Genomic DNA, 18,694 nt, shown 5'->3' on the forward strand with positions numbered 1-18,694 from the left:
CGCGCGAGGCCGCTCTCACAACGACCCCAGAAATACTTAAATCATCTCTGACTGATATCCCTCCGGAAATCGGGGGCCAAACGGTCTTTGTCCATCAGCAAAAGGCACCGTTTGGTACGCAAAAGCCCACTATTTGACCCGCTTTGATACTTTTCAGCGCTCACCGCACTGTTGAATTAAGTATTTTACTTACCCTCCGCGCTCGCCAATTCTCGCCCCTGTTTTTTCCAGAGGGCGAGTCGATGCTAGTTCACAGCGACAAGGATTACGGCGTACTGAAGGACGCAGAACGCGAACTTCAGGTGCACATCGGGCGCATTCCCGACGCCGGTTTTTATGAGCGTAAATTGCAAGCCGCATGGACCAGGGCGCGCCAGAGTGCCCAGTACGCGAACATCGGCCACTACCAATTCTCGGCGTTCCAGCAACTGCCGCCGACCCCAAAAGCCTTGCTCAAAAGCCAACCGCTTCAATTCTGCACGGTGGCACTCAGCGAGGCCGCCAAGTACTACGCCACCACCGGCACCACCGGTGAGCCGACACCCACCCCACGGCTGAAACAGGACATCATCTGGAACGCCGTCAGCGTCGCCGGGCACTGGCGCGCGGTGCTGCAGCCCGGCACGCGGGTCGCCAGCCTGATGCCGTCGGATATCGTCCCGGTAGGCGACCTGATTGCCCATGTCTGTGAGTACCTGGACGTTTCCCATGTACGGCTTTACCCCTTCACCACCGGGATCACCGACTGGGAGCGGGTGTGCAAGACATTCGCCAGCTATCGCCCGACGGTGATGTTCATTGCTCCGGGCGTGCTGGTGCAACTGACACGCTTTCTGAAGCAGCGCGGGCTGCTGGAGGGTTTCGCTGAGTCGGTGCGCACGGTCATGCTGCTGGGTGAGGTCAATACCAGGCCATTGCGCGAACGCCTGGCCCGTGAATGGCGCTGCGATGTGTTCGACGCCAGTTATGGCAGTACCGAAACTGGGACGCTGGCAGTGGTGGGCGAAGATCAGCAGATGCGCCTGGCGACGGCGACCAACTATTTCGAACTGCTGCTGCCCGACGGGCAACTGGTGACGCCGGCCGAAGGCCTGACCGGGCGCTTGGTGGTCACGCCGCTCAACCTGTTCGCCCGCCCACTGTTGCGTCTGGACACCGGCGACAGCGTCACCATCACCGCGCCATGGATACCGGGCCAGGCCAGCCCGAGCGTGCTGGTCAACGGCCGGGACAGCGACACCGTGGTGGTGGCTGGTGCCGACCTGGATATCCGCGCGGTCGAAGAGGTGGTGTACGGCACTTGCAACGCCACCGGCTATGTCATCGAAATCGACCGCCAGGCCGATAGCGCCGCGCTGATCCTGGAACGTGACGTGGACTGGGACAGCGGCGCGGAACAACACCTGCAGGCTCAGTTGCTGGTGCGCTCGCAGCAGCGCATGGGGTTGCGTTGGAGCCGGGTGTTGTTCGTCAACAACCTGTCGGCCGTGAACAAGAGCGGCGCATCGCAAAAGAGTTGGAAGAAGACCAACCTGCGCTTCGTCGGAGGCCAGCCATGATCGGGCCACGGTTCCCCGAAGGGCATGGGCTGGCCAACGGTCAGCCGGACCTGTGGTGCACCTACGCAGCCATTCGCAGCCTCGCCTGGGTCGAGCGGTTGGACGCCGTGGACAGCCTCGCCCTGCAGCGCTACATCCAGTCCCGGCGCAACCGCGATGGCGGCTTTGCCTGGAGCAAAGGCATGCCGTCCGATGCATGGGCCACTTTCTATTGCACCCAGACACTCCAGGACCTGGGCATCGCCGTTGACCGATCCGAGGAAACCGCCCACTGGCTTCACAGCCTGTTCGACGGCGAGGCCTACGCCATGTGCCCAGGACAGACCGCAGACGTTTGGGCCACGCATTACGCCTTGCGCACCTTGATCGAGGTCTGTGCAGGCAAGGTGGCCGAGGTGCAGGCGCTGTACACCTGGCTGGGCGGTTTGCAGTGCGCCAATGGTGGTTTGAGCTGGTCCGCCGATTTCGCCCAACGCAACCACGCCGATACGCGGGCCTGCTTTTACGGGGTGATGGCGGCACGCGCCCTGGCAAGCCAAGGGTTGCCAGCACCTGATTGGAACATCGACAAGTTGATTGGCTGGTTGCAAGCCCAGCAGACGGATAGCGGCGGGTTTCGCTTCAGCGAGGCCGCCGACGTGCCGTGCCTGTGGGCGACCTACCGTGCCACAGCCAGCCTTGCGGTATTGCAGGCCGAGCCCTTGGTTCGCAGCGAATGCATTGCCTGGATCGCGTCCCTGGTAGGCCCGACGGGTGCTTTCGTGCGCTGGTCTGGTTACGACGGCGAGGATGTCTGGGCGGCGTTCTGCGCCGTGGGCACGCTCAAGGCCCTGAATGAACCCTTGGGACACCTTGCAGACGACGTGGCCAGGTTCATTGCCAGCCTGGCCGTGCCTGAAGGCGGCTACACCTACCGCCGTCAGGACGATGCCGCGGATGTGCTGACCACCGCGGCGGCCATACTCGGCGGCGCCTTGCCGCCTGCACGGCAAGCGGAGGCGCTGCGCTGGATCGAAGGCTGCCAGATGCCCAACGAGCCGGGGGTGATGTACATGCCCGGACGGGGTGCCGAAGTGCGTTGCAGCAACTGGGCCCTGGCGGCTGGCGCGTTCGCTGACTTGCCGGCATCGCGCGGGGCCATCGGCCAATGGCTGGCCACGCTGCAGAACCCTGACGGCGGCTTCGGTTTCTGGGAGGGGCGAGGCTCGGACATGGTCTCCACCGCATCGGCGGTGGCGGTGCTGCGGCAGCTGAACGACGACGCAGGCGTCGATCTGGCGCAGTTGGAGGCGTTCGTGGCCAGCTGCCGGAAGTCCGGCGGCCACGCAACCTACCCGCGCGGGCAGGCCACCTTGCGCGCTTCGCTGCAGGCGCTCGGTTGCCTGGCGTTCATTGGCCAGGATGTCAGGCAAGCGGTCATGCCATTGCTGGAGGCACACAAGGTACCCCAGGGCGGCTTCGCCAACCAGGGCCGGCGCATTCCGGACTTGCTCAGCACTTACCAGGCTATGGCGCTGATGAGCGATCTGGACATTACGTGCGACCTTGCGCACCTGCGCTTTTTCCTCGGCAAGATACGCAGCGAGCAGGGCTATGCCTGGTCGCCGCTGTACCTGCCTGGGCATGACGCGCTGTCGACCTGCCTGGGGCGGCTGCTGGAAGCCTTTGCCGAGGGCAAGCGCCAGCGCCTGCCCAACCTGTATTTGTCGTGAGGTGCGGCGATGCCAACCATCACCGTATCGAGCGCTGCGCTGCAACCTGTGGAACGCAAGCGTGTGGCCCTGGCGTGTACCCGGCAGCTCAAGCAGCTCGGGGCTGACCCGGCGCATTGCCTGGTGTTGTTCGAAACGTTGCCCCCGGGCCATGCCTTCAGTGCGGGCATGCCGTTGCCCAGTGCCGATCAGCACGGGGCGCCTTTGCAGTTTCACCTGCGTATCACGCTGTCGGTCGAGCGCGACCTGCAGCAACAACAGCGGTTGGCTCAGGGGCTGCACAGCTGTCTGCGCAGTGTGTACCCGAGCGCCTTCATCTACATCCACATCAACCTGATCGAGCCCGCGCAGGTGTACTACAGCGCTGGCCCGGAACTGATCAATGCCGACCACCGACAAGGAAGCACAGTCTCGTGACACACCACACCCATGAACACCGCATTCGCCAGGCCCTTGCGCAATTGCTCGGCCCGGAAGTCGAACTGATCGGTATGCGCGATAGCTTCCGCGAGTTTCTCGGCGAGCGTTTCGACAGCCTGATGGCGGTCGAGGTCGTTACCGTCATCGAGGCTACCTTTGGCTTCGAAGTGGATTACCTCAGCGACGATATTCGCTTCTGGTTCGAAACCCTGGAAAAGATGGACCAGTTCATCGGCCAGAAACTCGAAGACCAGTTGACCTTGCAGGCCGTCCAATGAGCGCCGACCACCTGTTCACGACCTCCGGCACAACCGCCGCCCCCCGTCAGTGGCTACGTAGCCAGGCGCAGATGGTCAGTGAAGCGGCGCTGATCTACGGCAAGTGGTCGCCAGCCGTTGGCGAGATCATCTCCTTCGCGCCGACCCGCCACAGCTACGGCATGATCCTCGGCCAGGTTGGCGCCCAGGTGATGAACGCACGCTTGCAAGTCTGCTCGCTCGAGCGCCAGCAGTTGCCGACGCTCGAGGGTGAAGGCGCGTGCGTGATCCTCGCCATTGCCAGCACTTGGCGGGTGTTGCCGATGTTGCTCAAGCAACTGGCCGACCGACGCCAGGTGCTGGTGGTGCACAGCGCTTCTGTACTGCCTCCAGGCGCGCTGGCCACGGTGCATCGCTTTGCGGGGCCGCAGGTCGGCTTCGTCGAGTTGTTGGGCTCTACCGAAACCGGTGCCATGGCCTACCGCGAGTTGCAGGGTACTAGCACGCCAGCGCAACCGTGGACGCTGTTGGACGATGTCACATTGTTCAGCCAGATAGGCGAGGTCGGCCCATTGGAGGTCGGCAGCTCGCGCATCGCGCGAGCGCACGGCGCCGATGCAGCCGCCGCCCGACATCGTTGCGATGACCTGGTCCAGCCACTGGATGCCCGGCGGCTGCTGTGGGTCGGTCGCGCCAGCAGCCTGATCAAGGTCAACGGTCTGCGTCTGGACCTGGCCAGCCTGGCCAGCGACCTCAGCCAGCGCCTGGAGTGCCCGGCCTTGGCCTGCGTACCGCGGCGCGATGCACTGCGCGCCGAAACCTTCGAGGTGCTGTACAGCTCCGGCACGCTCACCGAGCAGGCGGTGCTGAACGCCTTCGATCACCTGGCCCCCGGCCACCCGCGACCGGCCGCCGTACGTCGTGTCGTCGATCTCCCCCTGTCCGCCACCGGCAAGCCCCAGGTATGGGCCGCCTCATCTTCTGTCAAGGAATGCAAGCATGACCCACGCTAATACCCAAGACACCATCGCCCATTACTTCAATCACTGCGGCGCCGATGCCGCCATCGGCCGCGAGCAGCCGGAGTACCTGGCGCTGAGCCTGCGCAAGCGGCTCGAACTGCTGGAGCGCAACCCGGCGCTGGCCGCCGATTGGGCTGCGCAATATGAACAGTGGTGTACACATGCCGACAGCGATTACCGCTGCCTGACCAGCACGCGAGCGGTCATTGCTCCGTGGTTCCGCCTGGGTGTGAAGGACACCGTGGACGTCGCCGGGCTGCCGACCCGCCTTGGCCTGCGCAGCTACCGGCACTACCCCAAGCGCACCGCTCAGGCCCTGGTGTCCCTCGACCCCCGCATCGCACTGACCAGCAAGGTCGCCACCACCGAGCTCAACATCGGCTTCGGCGCGGGTTGTCGCAATCCGCATTTCCCGACGATCGATCCGTCCGGATCGAGCACCGGTTCCGCGGTCTCGGTCGCTGCTCGATTGTGCGACATCTCGCTGGGCACCGATGTGCTTGGTTCGGTGCGCTGGCCCGCGTCCCATTGCGGCATGATCGGCTTACGCATGACGCAGAAGGCCGAAAGCCTTGGCGGGGTGTTCCCGTTGTCGCCGCGCATGGATGCCCTGGGATGGGTCACCCGCAGCGCCGATGACCTGGACCTGCTGTTCCCGTTGCTGGGCCTGGAGCCTCTGCTGGGCGAGCAACTGCCCGTCAAGCCCCGCTACCGCATCGGTGTGCTGGAGCACGCCCTGGACCCGGCGCTGACCAGCACGGCGATGCTCGAGATGCTGGCCAAGGCGTGCAGCGCATTGGCCGACCTGGGCATGCCACCTTGCGAGGTGTCCATGCCTGAACTGTGGGCCCGACGGGGTGATGCCTGGCAGTTGTGCGCGCGTGACGCCTGGTTGGCCTCGGCGGCCTGGGCACGCCAATTCGATTGCGAACTGCACTGGTCGACCAACAGCGCCCTGGCGGTCGGGGCTGGGGTCAGTGACAGCGACTACCAGCGGATTCACCAGCACATGGACCAGGTGCGCGCTGGTATTGGCCCCTGGTTCGACAACGCCAAGGTGGACTTCGTGATCTTTCCCATGGATCCGAACCGGCCCTTCGACCGCCGTAACCCTCAGCCGGGCGACTCGACCATTCCATCGCCGGCCGATGAGGGTTACGCACAGAAAATCGGTTTCACCCCGCTGGCCAGCTTCAGTGGGCTTCCCGCGATCACTGTGCCGATCTGCGTCAGCGCCGACGGCAAGGCGCCGCTGGCCGTGCAGATCATGGGCCGGCGCGATAGCGAGCGGCAGTTGGTGGATATCGCCAAGCGCCTGCAAGCGCTGGTGGGCGCACTACCTACCCGTCGTCCCGTGGTGTAAGGAGTTCGCCTATGTGTGGAATCACAGGCTGGGTGGACTACACCCGCGACCTGACACATCAAACCTGCGTCCTTGGCGCCATGACTGAAACCCTGGCGTTGCGGGGGCCGGACGCCAGTGGCCACTGGCAACACCGCCATGCGCTGCTGGGCCATCGTCGGCTGGCGATCATCGACCTGAGCGGCGGTGTGCAACCGATGACCTACCGCTTCGCCAACGGCCAGGAGGTGGCGTTGGTATACACCGGCGAGGTCTATAACCATGACGCGCTGCGGGACCGTCTGCGCAGGGCGGGTCATGTCTTCGTCACACGCAGCGACACCGAAGTGGTGCTACACGCGTACCTGGAGTGGGGCGAGCGCTGCTGCGAGTACTTCAGCGGGATGTTCGCTTTCGCCCTGTTCGACGAGCGCGACGGCCACTGCCTGCTGGTACGTGACCGGCTGGGTGTCAAGCCGCTGTACTACGCGCACCACCAGCAAGGCCTGCTGTTCGGCTCCGAGAGCAAGGCGATCCTTGCCCACCCGGCATTCGAACGCGCGCTGGATGTGGTCGGCCTGGTGGACGCCCTAAGCCTGGCCCGTGGCACGCCCCGCACGGCCTTGCGCGGTATCGTCGAACTGCCGCCGGGGCACCGGTTGTCCTGGCGGCCCAACGGGCAGATGAAGGTCTGCCGCTATTGGCAATTGCAGCGACGCGAGCACCAGGACGACGTGTCGACCACCGTCGAACGCACCCGCGAGCTGCTGGCAAACGCCTTGGGCGAACAATTGCACGCGGACGTCCCGGTGTGCTCCCTGCTGTCCGGTGGGCTGGATTCCACGCTGCTCACCGCCCTGGCTCAGCAGCGCCTTTGGGCAGAGCAGGGCGGCAAGGTCAATTCGTTCTCGGTGGATTTCGTCGGCCAGGCCGAACAGTTCCAGGCCGATGCGTTTCGTCCCGAGCGCGACCAGCCCTACGCGTTGGCTGCCGCTGAGCACATCGGCAGCCGGCACCAGACCATCCTGATCGACAACCGCCAACTGGTCGCCGAGCAAGCACGTCTGGCGGTGTACCGCGCCAACGATTCGGCCGCCACGTTCGGCGACGTCGACACCTCGCTGTACCTGCTGTTCAAGGCGATTCGTGAGCACTCCACAGTGGCCATTTCCGGTGAAGCCGCGGACGAAGTATTCGGTGGTTACGCCTGGTTCCGAGACCCCCAGGCCATTGCCGCGCCGCGCTTGCCGTGGCTGTCACGCATGCAGTTGCTGCAAGCGGAGCTGATCAATCCGGAGTTCGACCGCTTGTGCAACTTCGCTGAACATCAGGACAACGTATACCGCCAGGCGCTGGAGGCGGTCGAGCACCTGACAGCGGATACGCCGCACGAGCGGCGCATGCGCGAGATCTGCCACCTGCACCTGCACCACTGGCTGCCGACTCTGCTCGACCGCAAGGACCGCCTGAGCATGGCGGCAAGCCTGGAAGTGCGTGTGCCGTTCGCCGACCATGCCCTGGTGGAATACGTGTACAACGTACCCTGGTCGATCAAGGGCCATGGCGGTGAAGAGAAGTGGCTGCTCAAGCAGGCCGGTGCCGATCTGTTGCCGCCATCGGTGCTGGCCCGACGCAAGAGCCCGTACCCGACCTCGGCGAACCTGGCCTACGAGCGCTTCCTGCGGGAGCGCTCACGGCAACTGCTGAGCGACGTCGCCAGCCCGGTTTTCCAGATCATCGACCACCGTCGCCTGGCTTGCGAGCTGCAGCAGCCTCAGGGCTATTTCAACTCGCAGCTGCGACGCAACAACCTGGAAACGGCGTTGGCACTGGACACCTGGTTGCGTGAGTACGGGTTAACGGTGTAGTTCGCGCTGGTCGATGCCATCCAGGATGATCGGGTTCTGGATGGTGTCGCTGAAGCGCCGTGGCGCGCCGACATTGAGCATGGAAATAAAACTGCCCAAGGCGGGGGAGGCGTTCTGGATGTTCCAGTTCATGTACAGGCCCATGGTCGGAACGGGCTGGTCCTTGATCGGGCGGATCGGCCGGAAGTGCACGCGGTCGCGCAAGGTCGAATAGGCAATGGATTCGGGTACCAGGGCTACACCGAAACCACAGGCTACCAGGCCGATCAGGGTATGGATCTGCGCAGCTTCCTGGACGATTTTCGGATAGAAACCCGCCGATTCGCACAGGGCGATCAACTGACTGTGATAGCCGCTGCCCAGGGCCTGTGGGGTGAACACGAAGTCGTCTTCGGCGAAGTCGCGCAGGTCGACCACCGGCTGCGTCACCCGTGGGTGACTGGCCGGCAAGGCCATCACGATCTGCTCGTTCAGCAGCAGGCGTGACTCGATGGTGTCGGGCGGCATGGGGAGCTTGCGCATGAAGCCGATGTCGGCTTCGCCAGCCATCAGTGCCTTGGCCTGGGAGGCCGAAGGCATCTCGCGAATGGTCAGGCGCACGTTGGGGTACGTTTCGCGGAATCGTCGCAGCGTACTGAGCAAGGACTCGTAGTAGGCGATGGAAATGGCGGTGATGGTCAGCTTGCCGCAGATGCCTTCGGAGACATTACGGGCGTACTCGATGCCTTGTTCCAGTTCCTTGAGCGTGCGGTAGGCCGTTTCCAGGAATGCCATGCCCGCTGCGGTGAGCTTGACCCCGCGCTTGTTGCGCAGGAACAGGCTGAAGCCCAGTTTTTCCTCAAGTCTGTTGATCGCCTGGCTCAGGGGTGGTTGCGCCATGTGCAGGCGGATGGCTGCTTTGTGAAAGTGCAACTCCTCAGCCACGGCAATGAACTGCCTGAGCAAACGTGTCTCGATCATTCTCCGTTCCTTCATCGAGCCGAACTGGTGCCAGCGGGGCTGCACCCCCAACCCTGCGAGGCGGCAATCATAGCTCGGCGTGATATCTCGCAGATATCAAAGTTGCATGCTTTTAATATTAAGTCATTGATTTTTTTATTGTTATCGTAAAAAGGAGCATCGAAAGGGCGCGATTATGCCGTTCACAGACCCATTCAAGAATAAAGTCGCCATCATCACCGGCGCAGCCCAGGGGTTGGGCCTGGCCTATGCCAAGGCCCTGGCCGAGTGCGGCGCACGGGTGGTGATCAGCGACCTTGGCACCGACCGTTCAGGTTGCGGACAAGACCTGACAGCCGTCAAGCGGGCGCTCGAAGCCCTGCAAGCGGCAGGACACCAGGCCGTCGCCCATGTCGGGCACCTGGAAAGCGAATCTGAATGTCAGCAATTGGTGGAACTGGCCATCGAGCATTTCGGCGGGCTGGACATCCTCATCCACAATGCTGGCTGGGTTGACTACCAGGGTATAGAAGTTCAGGAAGAAGCGTTTCTGCAACGTGCGCTGGGCATCAGCGTGCATGCGCCCGTCTGGCTGGCCAAGCATGCCTGGAAGTACCTCAAGCGCTCCCACGCACCGCGGGTGGTGCTGACCACCTCGGACCGCGCCATGTACCAACGCTATGCCCAGCCGGGCTTGGTGGCGTACTCGGCGGGCAAGATGGCCCAGATTGGCATCATGAACGCCTTGAGCATGGAAGGCCTGGAGCACGGTATTCTGGTCAACGCGGTGTCTCCGGTGGCCAAGACCCGCATGTGGGGCGTAACGCAGCCACCGGAAGAACTCAAGCCCGAATGGGTTACCCCAGGCGTGCTCTACCTGGCCAGTGATCTGTGCCGCGATACCGGCTACATCCTCAGGGCCAGCAACGGCCAGTTCACCGCAACGCGATTCAGCGAGAACAGCGGTGTCAGCTACCCCAGGGACCTGGCGCGGGTCGAGGCTGCCAGCCTGGCGGAAGTGGCCGAGCGCTGGAGTCGCATCAAGGAGTGCCACTACCTGCCGGTCAAGGTCGCCAATACCCGTGCAGACCTCGGCGAAAGCCCGGTCTGGGATGCGCAAAGCGGTGCCTTGTACTATGTCGACATTTCCGACGGCTGCATCAACCGGCTGACCCGTGACGGCGAAGTGGAACGGCTCTACGAATCGGCGGCACGCATCGGCGCGCTGTCGTTGACCGACCAGGACAACCTGATCTTCACCGAGGATGCCAGCGTGGCCATCCTGGATGTGGCCGAGCGCAAGGTGCGGCGGTATTCCAGCCCCGTGCATCATCGTCCAAGCTACCGTTTCAACGATGGTGCCTGCGACCCGCAGGGGCGTTTCGTCACCGGATTGATGGATGAAGGCCCGAGCGGCAAGACCGGCGTGCTGTACCGTTTCGACCAACAGCTCAGCGCGCAGATCCTGCTCGATGGCTTGGCGCTGCCCAACGGCCTGGCCTGGTCGGAAGATGGCCGCACGGTGTATTTCGTGGACTCGGCTGCCCGGGCCATTTACCGTGCCGAGTACATGCGCGAGGGCCGCCTTGGTCAGTACACGTTGTTCGCCGAAACGCCTGCCGAGCTGGGGCGTCCGGATGGCATCGCGCTGGACCGTGAAGGCGGCTTGTGGGTGTGCCAGTTCAATGGCAGTTGCCTGCTGCACTATGACCGCGACGGTTACCTGACCGATCAGGTCAGCATGCCGGTGCCGCGTCCGACCAGTTGCTGCTTCGGCGGGGAAGACCTGGACACCCTGTACATCACCACCGCACGGTTCGGCATGACCCCGGCCGAGCTGCGGCATTACCCCGATGCCGGTGACCTTTATGCAATCCGACCGGAAGTCGGGGGCATCCGTCGTTTCACGTTCACGGAATGAGGTGGCCGAATTCGTGCAGCGTAGGTGGCCCTTTCGCGGCACAAGGGCGCTCGTGCGCGGTACTTGTAGGTGCTGGCTTGCCAGCGATGAGGCCAGCCCAAGCTTGCTTACAGGTACTGCAGCGTCTTTTCCTCCCGGCCATTGAACGGCGGGTATACGCGCAACTGCGTCGGCGACAACGGTCGACTGAAGTGGTAGCCCTGGGCGATGTCGCAGCCAGCAAGCTTAAGGCACACCACCTGTTCGCGGGTCTCGACGCCCTCGGCCACCACCTCGAGCCCCAGGCGCTTGGCGAGGATGATGGTGGAGGAAACGATCGGGCTGTCATCGTGGCTGTTGGACAATGGAGCGATCAACGAGCGGTCGATCTTGAGCTTGCTCAAGGGCAGTGACTGCAGGTGGGCGAAGCCCGCATAACCCCGTCCGAAATCATCCAGGCTGATGCCCAGGCCCGCCCGGCGCAGTCGGTGCAGGTGGTCGACTGCCGTGCCTTCGGAATCAAGCACGGTGGTTTCCGTGATTTCCAGTTCCAGCCGCTGCGGGGCAATGCCGTAGCGCTGCAGCTTGGACAGCAGGCGTGAGCTGAAATCGGGCTGGCGCAATTGCAGCGCCGATACGTTCACCGCAAGCCGCGTATCGCGACCCTGGACCATCCATTGCGCCAATGCTTCGCAGGCCAGGCGAATCACTTCCCAACCCAGTTCGACGATGAACCCGCTGCGCTCCGCCACGCCGATGAACCGGTCCGGGTAGAGCAGGCCGAATTCCGGGTGCTCCCAACGTACCAGTGCTTCGTACCCCTGCACCTGGTGTGTATCGAGACGAATTTGAGGTTGGTAGTGCAGCACGAACTGGCGCCCGGCCAATGCTGTGCCGAACGCCTGCTCCAGGGTGAAGGCCTGGATATCCGAGAGGTTCAGCGAAGGGTCGAAGAATCGGTACTGGGCGCGTCCGGCCTGCTTGGCCGAATACATCGCCGCGTCGGCGCTGCGGATCAGGCTGTCGATGTCCTGGCCATCGCGCGGGCAGATGCTGACCCCGACACTGGGGCTGGTGTTGACCTCCTGGCCGTCCAGGGCATACGTGGCCGACAGTTTCTGCACCAGGCTGCGCACCCAGGCGTCGATCTGCTCTTCACTGCGTTCACCGGCCAGTAACACCACGAACTCGTCGCCGCCGAATCGCGAGGCTTCATCCCCGGGCTCCAGCAGGCGCTGGATGCGCCCAGCCACGGCCTGCAACAAGAGGTCGCCGATCTTGTGCCCGAGCGAATCGTTGATCGACTTGAAGCGGTCCATGTCGATGAACAGGATCGCCATCAGCCGTCGCTTGCCGCGCTGGCGAGTCAGGGCCTGGCTCGCCACTTCGACGAACTGGCGGCGGTTGTGCAGGCCGCTGAGGTGGTCGGTGGCCGCTGCATGGCTGCTGCGGCGGTGTTCCTCTTCAAGGCGGCCGATCAGTTGCTGGTTGACCTGTTGGGCATGCTCCAGAGCGGTGAATGCCTCTTGGCGCTTGCGCAGCAGGCGCAAGCTCCAGGCAAGGCCGGCGAGGATCATCAGGGTCATACTCATATTCAGCCAGAACTGGCGCGTATAAGCCTGTGCCGAGGGCGTGAGAATTTCATCCTCGCGCTGGGTGACCACTACGCTGAAACCCCGCTCGGCGACGCGTCGGTACAGGCTCTGGTAGGGGTGGCCGAAGGCATACTGAGTCAACTGGCCAGACTCTTGGGCAGTCTTCGGCAAGCCTGGCATCAGTGTATCGTTGGCCATCACCAACCCGCTGGTGTCGATGCGCAACCGTTCTTGTCCGTCGTCCTGGAGCAAGCGCAGCAGGCCGGTGCTGCCCAAATCGATGTGCTGGAACAATACCGCCAGGTAGCCGATATCCAGGTGAATCACCAGGATGCTGTCGATCTCGCGCCCGGGCAGGTCGGTCAGCGGTAGCAGGAAGGGCAAGCGCCAGTTGGGCATGCCGTTGGGGTCGCTGCCTGGGGTTATGCGCGGCAAAAACGGTTTGAATCCGTACTGGGCGACATGGACCTTGAGCTGTTGCAGCCAGGCCTCGGGCAACTGAGGGGGCTCGTCGGGCTGGCTGGAGGACAACAGCTGACCGCGCCGGTCGTAAAGGCTCATGCGTTTGAACACCGGGTCTTCGGCGAGGATTCGCGCCAGGCTGAAGCTCCCTTGACGCAGCGCTTTGATGTCGTCCTGGGTAACCCTGCCGACCGCTTGGGCACGGTCAACCAACTGGCGCAGGCTTTCGCTGACGATGCTGGCCAGGTTCAGGTGCTCGGCGGCCTTGGCTGACAGCGCATCCTGGCGCGAGGCTGCTTTCTGGCTGACATGCAGCCCCCAGAGGAACGCCAGTGTAGCGGCACAGAGCATCAGGATCAGCAGGCGCAACAGGCCTGCTGACGAGAGAGAACGGCGTATCACTGCTGGTAGTCCCGACCCTGGGTGAAGCTCGGAAAAATACGACAGTCAGATGACAAGCTCATGACTAGTGGCTATTGGCCTCTATGGCTTTCCCTTGTCCGCGAGGGGCGACTGAACGCGCGCGGTCTCTTCTTCCAGGTAAGCCAGCACCGCGTCTACCTCGGCCTCGCCAAGACGCATGTTGGGCATCGCCAGGCGGTTGTATTGCTCGTACAGGAGCAGGGCCAAAGGATCCTTTTCGGCGAGCATCCGGTCGGGCTCTTTCAGCCAGCGGGCCAGCCAGCGCGGGTCGCGTTGGCGGGTCACGCCGAGCAGGTCAGGCCCGATACCGGGCAAGCCGCCGGGTTCGGCATTGCCCACCGAATGGCAGGAGGAGCAGCGTGTGCGGAATATCTGCTCACCACTGCTGGGCGGACGAACCGCCGGGGCATTGGCGTAATCGTTGTGCATGCTGCTGGCCTGCTTCCAGTTGTGCAGGCTGTTGCCCAGACGGTCGGCCAGGATGTAGGGGCTTTCGAAGGGCGAGGCTTTCATCCAGCGGCCGGTGGCCTGGTTGCCAATGATCAGGCTCAGGTTGTGGTCTTTGGAGCGACCGTTTTCCAGCCCTTCTATATACAGGCCAAGGCTGCGGCGCAGTCTTTCGATGTCCTCGGGTTGCCCGGTTAGCAGGGTCCAGCCGGGGCCGATACCGAACTTCTCGGCATAGCGCTTGAGCGTCTCGGGGGTGTCGTTGTAAGGGTCGATGCTGATGGAGTACAGGAAGATGTCCTTACCCACCCGGTCGCCAAGGATTTTCTGTACTTGGCGCAACCTGGCGGTTTCCACGGGGCAGGAGTCCGAGCAGCCGGTGAAGATGAAATTGATGGCGACCACCTTGTCCTTGATCAGGTCGTCGAAGAAGCGAACGGCCTGGCCGTCCTGGGTCACCAATAGGGTATTGGGAAAGTAGTCGGCGCCCCATGGCGTGGTGGTTTGGGCTTGAGCCTGGCGGGTAGGTTGCACGGGCCAGAAATGAACGCTGGCGGCGAACAGCGAAAGTGCGAGGAGTACACGCCATGAGCTTGTCATGATGCAGCCCTTCTTCAGTGGGAAAGGAAGTGCCTCGCGACGTTGCCTGCGGACACCGCGCGCACCTGTGCGAGCAGCCTCGTACCGCGAACGGGGCGCGAAGCGCCCCCATGCGATTAACGATTCAACGGATACTCACCGGCACCGTCACACTCTGCCCCAGTGCCGACCGCACGGTCGCCGTCGCGGGTGTGGCGGGCCCATTGCCAGTGGTTGTGACCGACACCCGCCAGCGCGCCCCCGTCCCCGAAGTGCTCAGTGTCGCTGCACCCAGGTTCAGCGGTCCGGCGGTAGTGGCGACCGACACCGTGATGCTGTTGTTGGCCGCCACCGAGGTGGTGCCGGACAGCTCCCAGGTATAGCGATTGTTGCTGCGTACTTGCACGGTTGCGCTGCTGACCTGGATCTCGTCAGCGACCGCTGGAGGGCTCACGGCAATGTTCACGGTCGCAGGCACCACCGATTCCGCCCCCTTGGCGTCACGCGCGGCATAGGTGAAGCTGGCGGTAAATGACGTGGTAACCGTGGTTGGTGGGGTGTAGGTCACCTGCGTGCCATCGGTGCTGACCGAGCCTTTGCCTGAGTCGGGCTGGCTCAGGCCGACCACCGTCAGCGGCAGATTGCCCTCAGGGTCGGTGTCATTGGCCAGGACGTTGAGCACGATAGGCTTACCAGCCGCGGTTGCAGCGCTGTCGTTCACTGCCATGGGGGGCTTGTTGCTGGTGTCATCGCCGTTGCTGCTGCTTGCGTTGCGGAAGGTTGGCAGGCCAACCGACGCGACATACTGCACACCGTCCCAACCGGGTAGCGGGGTTGGCATCACCTGGAACTGGCCCGGATGCTCGATGTCCCACCGCAGCAGCATCGAGGAGTCCTCATGCTGAGTGTTATGGCAGTGTTCCATGTAGGTGCCGGCGAACTCACGGAAACGAATGGCCATTTCCACCTCTTCCGAAGAGTCGGCGTCCGGGCCGATACGGTAAACGTCCTTACGTGCCCATTTTTCCCATTCTGGTGGCGCTTTGCCGTCGCGACTGAGAATGACGCCTTCTTCGAAGTGAACGTGTACCGGGTGGCTCCAGCCGTTGCCGCCATTCTTGATCTTCCACACCTCGAGGGTTCCGTCGCCGCTGAAGCCGCCCTGGGTCGCCTCGCTGGCCAATTGAGCGGCGGCAGTGATGCGCCGTGGGTCCATGCTGAAACCGAAGCCACCATCGGTCTTGATGGTCCATGGTTTGGTATCGGTGCCGTCGGATCGGCCGAAGATGAACTCACGGTGCCGGGCGGTCTTGATTTTGTCCTGGTCGGCGATGGCGTTGCGGTCCAGCGGCAGCGGGATCATCTTCAGGCCTTCGGCCTTGCCTGGCTTGGCCGGCTCATAGGCGGTAGGGTCCATGCTCACGTCTTGGCCGGTATACGGCTGCACCAGCAGTTGCAGGAACTTGCCGACCACAGGGTCGCCCCTGTCCCACTCAGGCCCGTTGCTGGTCTGCTTGATCACGGCCTTGTACTTCTCGGACAGCACATCGGCCAGCGAAATGGCCTGCTTGGGGCCCTTGCCGGTTTCGTGCTCCATCAGATTGACGAAGTACAGCTTGTCACCGGCCTTGATGCCGTTCCTGGCGAAGTTGATGATGATGTCGTAGCGTTCGGCGATGCCTTGCAGTGGCAGGATGCCGTTGTTGTCCTGGCGGTCGCCGTCGCCATTGAGGTCCATGGTGCCGTCGAAGGGTACGGCGTGTTCCATGATGTTGCCGTCGTTGGCGATCATGTGGAACGGCACCCGCGCGTAGGAGATGTTCGAGCCGGTCGGCCCTTTGAACTCGCCACTGGTGCCGGCGATTTCACGCACCACGGCAAACTTGAAGTAGCGAGATACCGAGCCGTTGAGGATACGGAAGCGATAACTGCGAGCGCGGACCTTGAGCTTGGGCTGGTACTGCCAGTTGACGAGGATCTGGTCACCCAGGAAACCGTCGGTGTTGAACGGGTTGAACCACAACTGGCCGTTGTCGTCCCAGGCCTTGTCGGCCACTACCAGGTTGATGTCGTAGTCACGGTTGCCCCAAGGCATGGCCGAGCCGCTGGGGAAGCGCAGGTTGACGCCGTCCTGCAAAGCCTCGTTGCCCCGGTCCAGGGCGCTGTAGTAGTTCATCATCACGGCGTTGCCTTTGTAGACGTTCTGTGCCGTGAAATCCATCATGTGGTCGTGGAACCAGTGGGTGCTCATGGTTTCACGCCAGTCACCGCGAATCTTGATGCTGCCGTTTTCGCAGGTCTTCAGGCCAGGCGATGCGTCGTTGACGAACAAGGTTTCGCCGGGCGAGCAGGGGAAAGCCGCACGTGGGTCCTGGGCGCGGGTGTTGATGGTGTCGTAGCCCGCCAACTGTATCGGCCAGCGATAGTCGTAGTACTGGCCGGGGAAGAAGTAGGCATTGGCAAAGCCGTCGCTTTCGGCCGGGGAGTGACCATTGTGCTCATGGGTCGAGATGGTGTGCAGGCCGAATCCGCCATTGGCCGACGGGTCGATCGGCAGCGCATTGTAGTGGCGCATGATGATGGGCTGCCCATACCGGACCATCAGCAGTTTCGGTGGGAAGGTACCGTCGAAGGTCCACAATGACTTGTGGTTCTGCAATGGAAAATTGGGATGAAAGCGGGTGTCGATCCCCTTGGTGGTACCGAGCGTGGTAGGGATGTCCGAGGTCTGGTAATACAGCCCGCCGGGGCCGAACTCGCCGACGGCATAATTGTGCATCTGCTTGCGGTCGCGCAGCCCCTGGTTGATACGGGCACCGGCCTGAGCAGTCTTGAAGCCAGCCTGGGGATAGAACTCGTTCCAGCGCTGGTGCGACCAGCCTTTTCCTGGTGGGCGGCCTTCAGCCGGCGAGCCGATCGGTTGGCGATTGAGAAACATCTCGATCTGCGCTTTCCAGGGGTTGCGGTCGAGGGTGTTCGAATACTGGGTGGGGAACGGGTACAGGCCTGGCTGCTTGAGGAAGGCTTCCAGGGCGTTGCCGTTCGGGCTGCTGCGGGCGACGATGTTGGGGTCCTGTGCCGGCGCCTGGCCGAGCGTGGGGACCGGAAAAGTGAGCGTCGGCGGCGGCAAGGTAGGGTCGAGTTTTTCCGGGCCGAATTCCTCGAACAGCAGTAACTGCTGGGTGAAGGGTTGGGCGCCGAACAGCGGACTTGGCTTGCCATTGGTCGGGTAGTTGCGCGAGGTCTGCTGGGCAGGCTGCAACACGTTGTCGATACGTACCGTGTTGCGGTCGCCGTACATGCCGTCCTTGAGTTCAAGAGCACCTTCGTTGGCTTCCGGCATGGTGTCCAGGTTGAGCAAGGCCTGGGTAGGGTCTGTTGGCTGGTCGGTATAGGCCGAGGCGTCCGTGGGGGGCGGCGGGCTCACATCATCCATCGAAGCGGCCAGGGCCGAGGCTAGTCCGAGGCCAAGCATCAGCGCAGTGACTGATGACAGCCTGAACGCAGGGTTGCAGGGACTGACCACGGCTTGTTTTTTCATGGTGTAAAGCCTCGCTCGCGGCTAAATGGCCTGGGGCCATCGATGGCGTATTGCCTTGTCGAGAGGGCAGGAGCAACGCCTGTGCCAACCTTTGCTCAAGTAATGCTTTGTTAAACAAAACCTTGTGGCGCCTGATGCTGGCGAAATAATGGAGCGTCAAAAATGGGTATAGATCCCCACAACCGGGGAATCTGACAGCCCATTTTCGGTGGTTGGACGGATGCAAGGCGTACCGAATGACTCGCTTCAGCCCAGGGTAATCCGAGTAAGTCCGGCGACTGGTCGGGCCATCATTCGCCGGAGCAGAGCACGATAACTACCGATGAATACCCTCGAGTGGCGATCAGACGACTTCATGGGGTGAAATCAATGACGGTCACTCTCGGGGCCGGAGCAATTGAATGCGCACCAACAACAGGCGCTTTGACAAGCTCACGTATCCCACGGTTACAAACCCCGCCAAGCAAATAGATTCCAATTCAAGCAGTTAGCGCAATTTCGTAGACGATACGCAGGATTGGCAGGTCAATTGCTTTGCCTGCTGGGAAACTAAATTGAACCACAGGAAGTTTGGTCGCCGTTCTTACCGAGCTTTCCTGCGGTTCGAATCCAGCCCGGTTACCCGACA

At 62.8% G+C, this 18,694-nt stretch carries 12 protein-coding genes and 1 pseudogene; 9 read left to right on the forward strand and 4 right to left on the reverse strand.

Features of this window, described 5'->3' with window-relative positions:
* Positions 1-242: 242 nt before the first annotated feature.
* The 7 genes from VXM67_RS13740 to asnB are packed head-to-tail and all read left to right on the forward strand — an operon-like array spanning position 243 to position 8,180.
* Positions 243-1,559 carry an AMP-binding protein gene (locus VXM67_RS13740; RefSeq protein ID WP_023380520.1) on the forward strand — a complete coding sequence of 439 codons (1,317 nt, stop codon included), beginning with the start codon at positions 243-245 and terminating at the stop codon, positions 1,557-1,559.
* Positions 1,556-3,271: a prenyltransferase/squalene oxidase repeat-containing protein gene (locus VXM67_RS13745; RefSeq protein ID WP_367237080.1), complete on the forward strand. Its 1,716-nt coding sequence runs from the start codon at positions 1,556-1,558 to the stop codon at positions 3,269-3,271. The genes VXM67_RS13740 and VXM67_RS13745 overlap by 4 nt, the downstream gene beginning before the upstream one ends.
* Before the next feature lie 9 nt (positions 3,272-3,280).
* The gene (locus tag VXM67_RS13750) at positions 3,281-3,688 is read left to right on the forward strand and encodes a hypothetical protein (RefSeq protein ID WP_023380523.1); all 408 of its coding nucleotides are present in this window, start codon (positions 3,281-3,283) and stop codon (positions 3,686-3,688) included.
* A complete protein-coding gene (locus VXM67_RS13755) occupies positions 3,685-3,969 on the forward strand; it encodes an acyl carrier protein (protein WP_023380525.1) in 285 nt (94 codons plus the stop codon). Before VXM67_RS13750 ends, VXM67_RS13755 begins: the two co-directional genes overlap by 4 nt.
* The gene (locus VXM67_RS13760) at positions 3,966-4,961 is read left to right on the forward strand and encodes an AMP-binding protein (protein WP_023380526.1); all 996 of its coding nucleotides are present in this window, start codon (positions 3,966-3,968) and stop codon (positions 4,959-4,961) included. The genes VXM67_RS13755 and VXM67_RS13760 overlap by 4 nt, the downstream gene beginning before the upstream one ends.
* The gene (locus VXM67_RS13765; RefSeq protein WP_027906974.1) at positions 4,948-6,333 is read left to right on the forward strand and encodes an amidase; all 1,386 of its coding nucleotides are present in this window, start codon (positions 4,948-4,950) and stop codon (positions 6,331-6,333) included. The genes VXM67_RS13760 and VXM67_RS13765 overlap by 14 nt, the downstream gene beginning before the upstream one ends.
* An 11-nt stretch (positions 6,334-6,344) precedes the next feature.
* Entirely contained in the window at positions 6,345-8,180 is a 1,836-nt protein-coding gene (asnB, locus tag VXM67_RS13770) for an asparagine synthase (glutamine-hydrolyzing) (protein ID WP_367237081.1), read from the forward strand.
* Here the strand turns inward: asnB and VXM67_RS13775 are convergent.
* Positions 8,169-9,140, reverse strand: a complete 972-nt coding sequence (locus VXM67_RS13775) for a LysR family transcriptional regulator (RefSeq protein ID WP_367237082.1) — start codon at positions 9,138-9,140, stop codon at positions 8,169-8,171. The two genes, asnB and VXM67_RS13775, sit on opposite strands and share 12 nt — an antisense overlap.
* Before the next feature lie 175 nt (positions 9,141-9,315).
* Here VXM67_RS13775 and VXM67_RS13780 point away from each other — a divergent pair.
* Both VXM67_RS13780 and VXM67_RS13785 read left to right on the forward strand, forming a co-directional pair.
* Positions 9,316-9,948: pseudogene (locus VXM67_RS13780) on the forward strand (SDR family NAD(P)-dependent oxidoreductase); the annotation flags it as partial.
* 39 nt (positions 9,949-9,987) lie between these two features.
* Entirely contained in the window at positions 9,988-11,040 is a 1,053-nt protein-coding gene (locus VXM67_RS13785) for an SMP-30/gluconolactonase/LRE family protein (protein ID WP_238546558.1), read from the forward strand.
* Positions 11,041-11,147: 107 nt separating this feature from the next.
* Here VXM67_RS13785 and VXM67_RS13790 read toward each other — a convergent pair whose 3' ends face one another.
* The 3 genes from VXM67_RS13790 to VXM67_RS13800 form a co-directional block, all read right to left on the reverse strand.
* Positions 11,148-13,478 (reverse strand): bifunctional diguanylate cyclase/phosphodiesterase, encoded by a 2,331-nt coding sequence (locus tag VXM67_RS13790; protein ID WP_287168236.1) that lies wholly within the window; start codon positions 13,476-13,478, stop codon positions 11,148-11,150.
* Between the two features lie 81 nt (positions 13,479-13,559).
* Entirely contained in the window at positions 13,560-14,546 is a 987-nt protein-coding gene (locus VXM67_RS13795; protein WP_027906971.1) for an SCO family protein, read from the reverse strand.
* Positions 14,547-14,670: 124 nt separating this feature from the next.
* Positions 14,671-18,066 (reverse strand): multicopper oxidase domain-containing protein, encoded by a 3,396-nt coding sequence (locus tag VXM67_RS13800; RefSeq protein WP_367237083.1) that lies wholly within the window; start codon positions 18,064-18,066, stop codon positions 14,671-14,673.
* Between the last annotated feature and the right edge of the window lie 628 nt (positions 18,067-18,694).

Source organism: Pseudomonas sp. Rh2 (genome assembly GCF_040762985.1).
Taxonomy (GTDB): Bacteria; Pseudomonadota; Gammaproteobacteria; order Pseudomonadales; family Pseudomonadaceae; genus Aquipseudomonas; species Aquipseudomonas taiwanensis.

What these genes read in the sequence shown, in the direction of transcription:
- VXM67_RS13765 (WP_027906974.1), top strand. Translation starts at nt 4,948, where the DNA reads ATGACCCACGCTAATACCCAAGACACCATCGCCCATTACTTCAATCAC.
- asnB (WP_367237081.1), top strand. Translation starts at nt 6,345, where the DNA reads ATGTGTGGAATCACAGGCTGGGTGGACTACACCCGCGACCTGACACAT.
- VXM67_RS13740 (WP_023380520.1), top strand. Translation starts at nt 243, where the DNA reads ATGCTAGTTCACAGCGACAAGGATTACGGCGTACTGAAGGACGCAGAA.
- VXM67_RS13800 (WP_367237083.1), bottom strand. Translation starts at nt 18,066, where the DNA reads ATGAAAAAACAAGCCGTGGTCAGTCCCTGCAACCCTGCGTTCAGGCTG.
- VXM67_RS13760 (WP_023380526.1), top strand. Translation starts at nt 3,966, where the DNA reads ATGAGCGCCGACCACCTGTTCACGACCTCCGGCACAACCGCCGCCCCC.
- VXM67_RS13750 (WP_023380523.1), top strand. Translation starts at nt 3,281, where the DNA reads ATGCCAACCATCACCGTATCGAGCGCTGCGCTGCAACCTGTGGAACGC.
- VXM67_RS13745 (WP_367237080.1), top strand. Translation starts at nt 1,556, where the DNA reads ATGATCGGGCCACGGTTCCCCGAAGGGCATGGGCTGGCCAACGGTCAG.
- VXM67_RS13775 (WP_367237082.1), bottom strand. Translation starts at nt 9,140, where the DNA reads ATGATCGAGACACGTTTGCTCAGGCAGTTCATTGCCGTGGCTGAGGAG.
- VXM67_RS13795 (WP_027906971.1), bottom strand. Translation starts at nt 14,546, where the DNA reads ATGACAAGCTCATGGCGTGTACTCCTCGCACTTTCGCTGTTCGCCGCC.